At 31.3% G+C, this 9,091-nt stretch carries 7 protein-coding genes; 1 reads left to right on the top strand and 6 read right to left on the bottom strand.

The genetic code is table 11. From position 1 onward, the window contains the following. Positions 1 to 31: 31 nt before the first annotated feature. From Q0998_RS17905 to mfd, 4 genes are all read right to left on the bottom strand, one after another. Positions 32 to 838: a hypothetical protein gene (locus Q0998_RS17905; RefSeq protein WP_299672373.1), complete on the bottom strand. Its 807-nt coding sequence runs from the start codon at positions 836 to 838 to the stop codon at positions 32 to 34. 63 nt (positions 839 to 901) lie between these two features. Next, a complete protein-coding gene (locus tag Q0998_RS17900; RefSeq protein ID WP_299672371.1) occupies positions 902 to 1,759 on the bottom strand; it encodes a DMT family transporter in 858 nt (285 codons plus the stop codon). Beyond that, positions 1,759 to 2,295, bottom strand: a complete 537-nt coding sequence (locus Q0998_RS17895) for a metal-dependent hydrolase (protein ID WP_299672370.1) — start codon at positions 2,293 to 2,295, stop codon at positions 1,759 to 1,761. The genes Q0998_RS17900 and Q0998_RS17895 overlap by 1 nt, the downstream gene beginning before the upstream one ends. Before the next feature lies 1 nt (position 2,296). Further along, a complete protein-coding gene (mfd, locus tag Q0998_RS17890; RefSeq protein ID WP_299672368.1) occupies positions 2,297 to 5,656 on the bottom strand; it encodes a transcription-repair coupling factor in 3,360 nt (1,119 codons plus the stop codon). Between the two features lie 206 nt (positions 5,657 to 5,862). On the opposite strand from mfd, the gene Q0998_RS17885 reads away from it, so the two are divergent. Then, positions 5,863 to 6,324, top strand: coding sequence for a hypothetical protein (locus Q0998_RS17885; RefSeq protein ID WP_299672366.1), 462 nt, complete (start codon positions 5,863 to 5,865; stop codon positions 6,322 to 6,324). Here Q0998_RS17885 and Q0998_RS17880 read toward each other — a convergent pair. Both Q0998_RS17880 and Q0998_RS17875 read right to left on the bottom strand, forming a co-directional pair. Continuing rightward, entirely contained in the window at positions 6,321 to 6,806 is a 486-nt protein-coding gene (locus Q0998_RS17880) for a DUF255 domain-containing protein (protein ID WP_299672364.1), read from the bottom strand. The genes Q0998_RS17885 and Q0998_RS17880 overlap by 4 nt on opposite strands. Next, positions 6,807 to 9,080 carry a TonB-dependent receptor gene (locus tag Q0998_RS17875; protein ID WP_299672362.1) on the bottom strand — a complete coding sequence of 758 codons (2,274 nt, stop codon included), beginning with the start codon at positions 9,078 to 9,080 and terminating at the stop codon, positions 6,807 to 6,809. It lies immediately after the preceding gene. Positions 9,081 to 9,091: the final 11 nt, after the last annotated feature.

Here is a 9,091-nt window from a genome sequence, read left to right as displayed (position 1 = left end):
TTTGTAGGATGGTTGAAGAAAAGCCAGTATATCAAAAATTAATAAAACAGAAGCTAAACGTATAACTCAATAAAATTTTTCTGACTTCATTTTCTAATTTATAGTGAGAAGCTCTTACTTTAATATCTGTAATATTTCCTTTTTTGTCAATAACAAATTGAGTCTGAATTCTGTATTTTCCTTCCTTTAAATCTAAACTTTTTGTAAGATTATTATCAAAATTATTTAGAACAAAATCTGTTATTCTTATATCAAAATCTTTTTTCGCTTCTGGTTTGGAAAGGTTTTTTGATTCTTTAAATCTTGGAGGTTCTGTAATAACTCCAAAATTACAAACAACATCTTTAACAATAGTAATCTCTCCAAATTCAATTGCGCCATCGATTATGATTTCTTCATCTGACTTTAAAGAATCGATTGTGTTTTGGGTTGGTAAGATTAACTCAACATCTTCTTCAATAACTTTCAAAGAATCCTTAATAATAACACTCTCAATTTTCTGCTTTTTTCCATCAGAATATTGGCAACTAAACAGTGTTGTTCCCATTACAAAAAGCAACGCCAAAACAAATAATTTCTGAAAAGACAATTGTTGATTGAAAGTTGTCTGTGGAATTTCAATAACAATCGTATCTAATTGCTTTTTATAAAAATGTCCGCAAATTTTTTGATTTCTATTTTCAACTAAATAATTTTGAATTTCATCAGTAGATTTTTTAGTAAAATCAATCACTGTTTTAGAACATGAACTGCAAAACTTTCCTTTTTCTTTAGGCGTCATTTTGCTCCAATTTTCGTGGCAAGGTTTAGGAATTGTAATTTTAAATTTTGAGTTCATAATATTCCGTTTTATAAACTAAAATCAAAGAAGATGCCAAAGTTAAAGTTATGTTAAATAAATTTACTTTTTACTCCTTATACTCTCAATAATAACTGTTAACAAAATTAAACTCCCACCAATGTAAGTTGCGTTATTGGGTATTTCACTCAAAATAAAATACGCAATTACAATTCCAGAAATTGGCTGAATACTACTAATAATACTTGCTGTAGAAGCTGAAAAGTGTTTTAAAGAATGTACCAACATGGTGTGTCCAATTGCGGTGGTTATTAATGCCAATAAAATTAAATACGGCAATTGATTTTGGAAATTAGAGAAATCTCCAAAAAATAATAAAGGAAGTAACAAAACACTAATAATTAAAGTCTGATAAAACATTAACATACTTCCGTTATAGTTGCCAACATGTTGCTTTAAAATTAAGATTCTAATCGCATAACAAAATGCAGAAAAAACACCCAAAATAATTCCTTTTAAATCGGAATTTTCTAAACTTAATTCTGGTGTTAAAATGTACAATCCTATTAAAACTAACAAGCCTAAAAAAATATGAATCGGGTTAAATTTCGTTTTGATAAAAAGCGGTTCTAAAAATGCAATAATCACGGGAAAAGTATAAATTGATAACATTCCAATAGCTACATTAGAGAGTTTTAGTGCATAGAAATAAGTAATCCAGTGTGTTGCCATTAAAAAGGCACTAATTACAAAAGGAGTTAAATCTTTCCTGTTTTTTATCTGTAAATCTACTTTTTTAAACTTACAATAAAAAAACAAAAAAACACCTGCAAAAATTGAACGAAACCAGATAATTACTTCTGGAGACATGTTTATATATTTTCCTAAAACACCTGAAGTGCTTATAAAGATGGTGGCTAAAAGTAAAAGAGAAAGGTTTTTGATGTGGGAATTTTGCATTAGTTATTTTTTCTTTTCATGAATAATATAATTATGATGTAAATGATGCTGGGAATTCCAATCCAGATAAGTTCACTAGAAATCACTTTGATACCTCGCTCACTAAAAAAGCGCATAATTCCAATTGGTGAAACTTTAATTGGTCTCCATGGAAAGAAGTAACGAGTATCATTAAAAGGTGAAAAAAATGCTACTCCACGTCCGCCAGTTGTCATCGCATCTAAAATTGAATGAGAAGCTGTGCATAAAAAGAAAAATAGAATTAAAATAATTCCCCTTTTAGTTAAAAAGAGTTTTCTATAGAAAAGAAATGTCACTAATACTCCAAGAATGAATGCGAAAAGAAATGAATGAGAGAAACCTCTGTGTCCCCAAAAACTTGCGTAAGAAATATTAAAATTAAAACCAATAACATCTGCATCTGGAATAATTGCACAGATAATTGCCAACGTAAAAAATTTCCAAGTCTGTTCTTTCTTTGAAAAACTTTTTCCTAACGCAATTGAGACCAATGCATGACCAAATATTGACGCCATATTAGATTTTTTGCAAGATGTTTAAAGCAGTTTTTACAGTATCTATTTTAATAAAAGTGATTAGTAAACGCAAACCATTTTTGGTTTCTTTCTCTTTCATCACACAACTTTTACCATTGTTTTTTACATAGGTAAGCATTCTAGCAAAAGCGTCTGTTTGGTAAAAATCACTTTGTTGATTCGAAACAAAATACCCAATCATTCTTTTTTGTTTTAAAATAATTTTTTCCAAACCGAGTTCTTTTGCCAACCATTTGATACGAACAGAATCTAAGAGATCGCAGACCTCAATAGGTATTTCTCCAAATCTATCTACAATTTCTGTTTCAAAAGTTTGTAATGCAGATTCTTCTTCAAGTGTTCCTAACTTGTGATACAAAGCCAATCTTTCTGTAATTGAATTCACATAATCATCTGGAAAAAGAATCTCGAAATCGGTGTCTATGGTTACTTCTTTTACAAACTCTTTTGGTTTCGAAGTATCTGTAGGGTACAATTCTTTAAACTCATTTTCTTTCAATTCTTGAATGGCTTCTTGTAATATTTTTTGATAGGTTTCAAAACCAATATCATTTATAAATCCACTTTGTTCACCACCCAATAAATCTCCAGCACCACGAATTTCTAAATCTTTCATGGCAATGTTAATTCCGCTTCCTAAATCAGAAAACAAAACAAGGGCTTCTATTCGTTTTCTAGCATCATCTGTCATCATATGATATGGTGGCGTGATAAAGTAACAGAACGCTTTTTTGTTAGAACGTCCAACTCTACCACGCATTTGATGCAAATCTGACAAGCCAAAATTATTCGCATTGTTAATAAAAATGGTATTCGCGTTGGGTACGTCTAATCCACTTTCTATAATTGTGGTAGAAACCAACACATCAAATTCATTGTTCATAAAACCAAGCATTAAACCTTCTAGTTTTTTGCCTTCCATTTGTCCATGACCAATGCCTATTTTTGCAGACGGAACTAATCTTTGTAACAAACCAGCAACTTCTTTTATATTTTCGATTCTGTTATGAATAAAGAAAACTTGGCCACCTCTAGAAATTTCATAAGAAATGGCATCACGAATGGTTTCTTCAGAAAAACGAATGACATTACTTTCAATAGGATGTCTATTTGGTGGTGCCGTTTTTATAACAGATAAATCTCTTGCTGCCATCAAACTAAACTGTAAAGTTCTAGGAATTGGGGTTGCCGTTAACGTAAGCGTATCTACATTTTCTTTCAGCGTTTTTAATTTGTCTTTTACAGCAACACCAAATTTCTGTTCCTCATCTATAATTAAAAGGCCTAAATCTTTAAATTGTATACGCTGACTTGTTAATTGATGCGTTCCAATAATAATATCTACAGAACCATCATTTACACCATCAATGGCGGTAGTTTTTTGTTTCGCCGTTCTAAACCTGTTTAGATAATCTATTTTAATAGGAAAGTTTTTTAATCTTTCTGTAAACGTTTTATAATGCTGAAAAGCTAAAATAGTTGTGGGAACTAAAATGGCAACTTGTTTACCATTATCAACAGCTTTAAAAGCGGCTCTTATAGCAACTTCTGTTTTCCCAAAACCAACATCACCACAAATCAATCGATCCATGGGTTGCTCTTTTTCCATATCATTTTTTATATCTTGAGTAGCTGTAAATTGATCTGGTGTATCTTCATACATAAAACTAGCTTCTAATTCATGCTGAATGTGTGTATCTGGACCAAAAGCAAAACCTTTTTGAAGTTTTCTTTTAGCATATAGCTGAATTAAATTAAAAGCAACATGTTTAACTCTCGCTTTTGTTTTTTGTTTGATTTTTTTCCAAGCGCCAGAACCTAATTTATAAATTTTAGGTGCTTTACCATCTTTACCGTTAAATTTAGAAATTTTGTGAAGTGAATGAATACTTACATATAAAATATCTCTTTCGCCATAAACCAATTTAATAGCTTCTTGCTTTTTTCCTTGAACATCAATTTTTTGCAAGCCACCAAATTTTCCAATTCCATGATCCATATGGGTTACATAATCGCCAATTTCAAGCTTGTTTAATTCTTGAAGTGTAATGGCTTGTTTTTTTGCATAGCCATTTTTTAAACGGAATTTATGATAACGTTCAAAAATTTGATGATCTGAATAACAAACCAATTTATTGTCGACATCTACAAAACCTTGATATAGTGGAAAAACAACCGTTTCGTAATGCACTTCTGTTTCAGCATCATCAAAAATATCATGAAAACGTTTTGCTTGCTGATCATTTGCGCAAAAAATGTAATTGGTAAAACCTGCTTTGTGGTATTCGTTTAAATTTACAATTAATAAGTTGAATTGTTTATTAAACGAGGGCTGAGGAATTGTATTGAAATTAATTTCAGAAAGACCTCTCGACTGCGCTCGAGGAGACATTTCAACTAATAAAAATTCTTGTAATTGCTTTTTTATAAAAGCACCATCACAGAATAATTCTGAAGGCTTTGCATGTTTTATTTCTTTAGATAAATCGTCGAATGCTTCTGCTGCTTTTTGAAAGAATTTGTCTAAGTTGCCAACTAATAAATCGATATTTTTAGTGAATATGATCGTATTAGAAGAAATGTATTTTAAGAAGCTTTCTCGGATTTTATCTTGAGCGGAGTCGAAAGGTTCTTCCAATGTTTTGTTCTCTACATTTGGCATAATAGAAACCTTCTTTAACTTTTCTTTAGAAAGCTGTGTCTCTACATCAAAAGATCGGATACTGTCTATTTCATCACCAAAAAATTCAATTCTGTAAGGTTCATCATTTGAAAAAGAAAAAACATCTATAATTCCACCACGAACCGAAAAATCTCCGGGTTCTGTAACAAAATCTACGCGTTTAAATTTGTATTCAAATAAAATTTCGTTTACAAAATCTAAAGATAAATTTTCACCAACCGTAACCTTTAAAGTATTTTTTTCTAACTCTTTCTTAGTCACAACTTTTTCAAACAAAGCGGTAGGATACGTAACAATAACAGCAGGTTTTTTTCTTGAATTTATTCTGTTTAAAACTTCAGAACGCAATAAAACATTTGCATTGTCTGTTTCTTCAATTTGATAAGGTCTTCTGTAAGATCCAGGATAAAAAAGCACATTTTTATCGCCTAAAAGTTGCTCTAAATCATTTAGATAATAAGCGGCTTCTTCTTTGTCATTAAAGATTAAAAGATAAGGTTTGTCTGCTTTTTTAAAAGTCTCTGAAATGACAAAAGACAATGAAGAACCAACCAAATTCTGAATCTGAAAATGGTTTTTTTCTTGTTGAAACTGTGTAATTATCTGCAATACGTTTACAGATGTTTGGTACTGATTTACAATATGCTGCTTGCTCAAGCTACTAAATTTTATGCAAATGTAAGGTGTATATCAATAAAAACCCATGAACTGTTTTGTTTTCTTAAAGATTGCAATATATTTGTCTGATTTCAGTTATAAATATTCACCCAATTACCTCGAAACATGAAATTTAAAGCCTTAATTGTTGTCGTATTCTTTTTTCTTTTTTTAAGAGAAATAAACGCTCAAAATGAATCCCAAAAATGGTCTGCAGGAGTCATTTAGCATCTGCTAAATATTCTTTTGAAGATGCTAAAACTGTTGAAGGAGAATGGGTTTTTCAGTCTCCTAGATTTAATATTTCTAGAAACCTTTTTAAAAATTTAACCTTAGATGCTGGTTTTGCAGCGGCTTTAGGAGATGCCCAGAAATACACCACTTTTGATGGAGCTATACGTTATGATTTTGGAACTTCTAAAAATAATGTAGTTCCTTATGTGCTTCTTGGAGGAAGTTTTATTAGCGCAATTCGATTTACACCCACTTTAAATTTTGGCGCAGGAACCACATTTTGGTTTACACCTAAATATGGGTTAAACATGCAGTTTATGTATAAGTTTTCTGAAACCAGATTCGAAAGTCAGAAATCTCATATATATACTTCTGTAGGTTTGGTGTATAGCTTTGGAAATAGATCTTTATCGCCAAGGCTTTGGGAACATTAATTTATTTTTAATTGATATTTTTCTAGAATTGCTAACATTTTTTTAGCGTTTAAATACCCATCTATTTGCAAATCTATTTCGAATTCAGAGTTTAAAATAGTTGTTGTTGGGTACGCAATTCTTCCTTTTTTTGAAGCCAATTCGTTTGCTAACTGATGAATTCCAGTGTTCGTTCCAGTAGGTTTGTAAACAAATTTTTTGTCTAGAAATAGAATATCCTTTTTTTCTTCACCGTTTAACTTTACAAAATAAAACTGCTCGTTTAAGAGTTTCATTACTTTTTTATTATTGAATGTAGTTTTTTGCATTCCATGGCAAATTTTACACCAACCTGTATAGATAAAAACAACCATAGGTTTTGGGTTTTGTTGCTGTAATTTTTCAACTTCAGAGAATGTAAAGATATTTAATGTAGTTTTTTCTACTTGTGAAAATAGGGTTAAACTTCCGAAGAAAATAAAAAGACATGTAAGTTTTTTCATCTAAAAAAGTGTGTAGCGCAAGCCTAAAAATGCTCTAATTCCTTGATTGGAAGCATATACATAACTTGGGTCGAAAGTTAATGCATTTGGATTGTTCGGAGTTGCAGTTGCTTGCCCGTTTGCATCAAAAATAACATTTTTATCAAAAGGATCAAAAGCACGCGCAATACTGTTTGCAGCAGGTGTAAAGTTTAGCAGGTTTTTTACACCGGCATAGACTTCCCAGCTATTTGTAAATTTCTTTGTAAATTGAATGTTTTGGATGCTAAACCAAGGCGAATTTGGTGCTCTAGGATCTGTAGCACTAATTAAAGGCAAACGCATTGGACCGTACAAATTTCCAGTATAATCAATTGTTAAATTCGCATTGAATTTATAAGAAATAGACCAAACTCCGCTAAAACTTTCCGTTAATAATTGTCTTGTTTTAATTCCGTTTTCTGTAATAGAAACATCCATTAAAGTGGCACCAGCATTTATAGACCATCCGTTTGTAAATGTCATGTCTGTATTTAAAGAAATTCCTTTAGAGACAGAAAATCCATCTAAATTTGCGTAAATAATTTTATTCGAATCTGTTTCATAATCTGGTAAAATCCGATTGTCGAAATAGGTGTAAAAAGCACTGGCATCTAAAGTAATAAAAGCATTTTCTGTATGTATTTTTTTTACATAATTAAGGTTTGCATTCCATGAGGTTTCTGGCTGTAATTCGCCATCAAATTCTACTTCTCTAGCACCAGTTAGTGCTGCATGATCTTCGGTAAAAACATTCGCAACTCTAAAACCATTACCAATACTTGCTCTAAAAATATCTGAGTTGTCTTTAGCATTCCATTTGTAATTGACTCTTGGCGAAAAAATACTTCCGTGTAAACTATTGTAGTCTAATCTTGCGCCTAGCAGTAATTTATTTTGTGTGTTCAAGGCAATTTCATCTTGCACAAAAAAACCTGGTAAATGTGTAACCGAAGGTTGATTGATAGTTCCGTTTTGATGTAAAGTTGCAAAAGTATTGTCATCATAAAATGTATATCTATACGCCAAACCTAATAATACATCATGTTTTTTAGCAATTTGTTTGTTGAATACAAATTGTCCGAAACCAATAATTTGTTCAGCGTTGTAGGCATCTGTTCCGTAAAAAGAATCTTGATAATGACCATTTGCACTAAACTGAAAATTGATGTTTTCTGAAGTGGGTAGTTGATAGGTTCCAAAAGTTTCCCATCTGTTGGTATAAATGCTTTCCCCGTATTTAATATCTGTTCCTCTAAATTCATGCTCCCAATCCATTTCTCCTCCCCATCTGTCTTCATATACATAACGACCAGCAATGGTAAAAACCTTGTTGCTTTTTCTTTCAATATTTATTTTGTTAAAAATAGAAATTCTATTTTGAAGGGTTAAATCTGTAAAACCATCTTTATTATTATCAATCCTATTTTGGTAATTAAAATAGTTGATGCCCAATAAACCGTGCGTTTTTTCTGATGGTTTGTATCGTAATCCAATATCTGTATTTACTTCTCCCCAAGAACTTGTTAAAATATCTGTAGAGAGAACTGGTGCATTTGCAGGTTTTTTAGTGATGATGTTTATAATACCACCAACTGCTTCAGAGCCATACAAAGTAGACGCGGGACCTTTTACAACTTCTACTCTTTCTATTAATGCTTGTGGAATTCCTGTTAAACCGTAAACGGTAGAAAGTCCGCTAACAATGGGCATTCCATCAATTAAAACAAACGTGTAAGGACCTTCTAAACCATTTATATGAATATCACCCGTATTACAAACATTACAATTTAGCTGTGGGCGAACGCCATTTACATTTTGCATCGATTCAAAAATAGAGGGCGTAGGGTTTTTTCTAAAAAAAGTTTCGCTATATACTTCTACAGGAACTGGACTGTTTGATTTTGTAACAGGTCTTAAAGTTCCAGAAATGACAATTTCTTCTAAGGAGTTGTTTTCGTTTAAATTGAAGTTTTTAATAATTTTCTCATTACCAGAAAACGATATTCTTGCAGATTTTGTTTTAAAACCAACGCTACTTACTACCATTGTATATTTTCCATGAGGAATGTTTTTCAGTTCGAAAAAACCATTTTCATTGGTTGCTGTTCCTAGTTTTGTGTTTTTTAAGTATACGTTTATATACGGAAGCGGTATTCCTTCAGACAGCACCTTTCCTGAAATACTGTTTGTTTGTGCGTTAGTAGAGACAATTCCTAAAAACAAAAAGCAGGAGATTTTAAAAGATATGGACATTTTTTAATTGT

Origin of the sequence: uncultured Polaribacter sp. (genome assembly GCF_947501385.1) — a bacterium.
Lineage (GTDB): Bacteria > Bacteroidota > Bacteroidia > Flavobacteriales > Flavobacteriaceae > Polaribacter.
The sequence above is the reverse complement of the archived record's forward strand: the minus strand, read 5'-3'. Positions and strand labels throughout refer to the sequence as shown.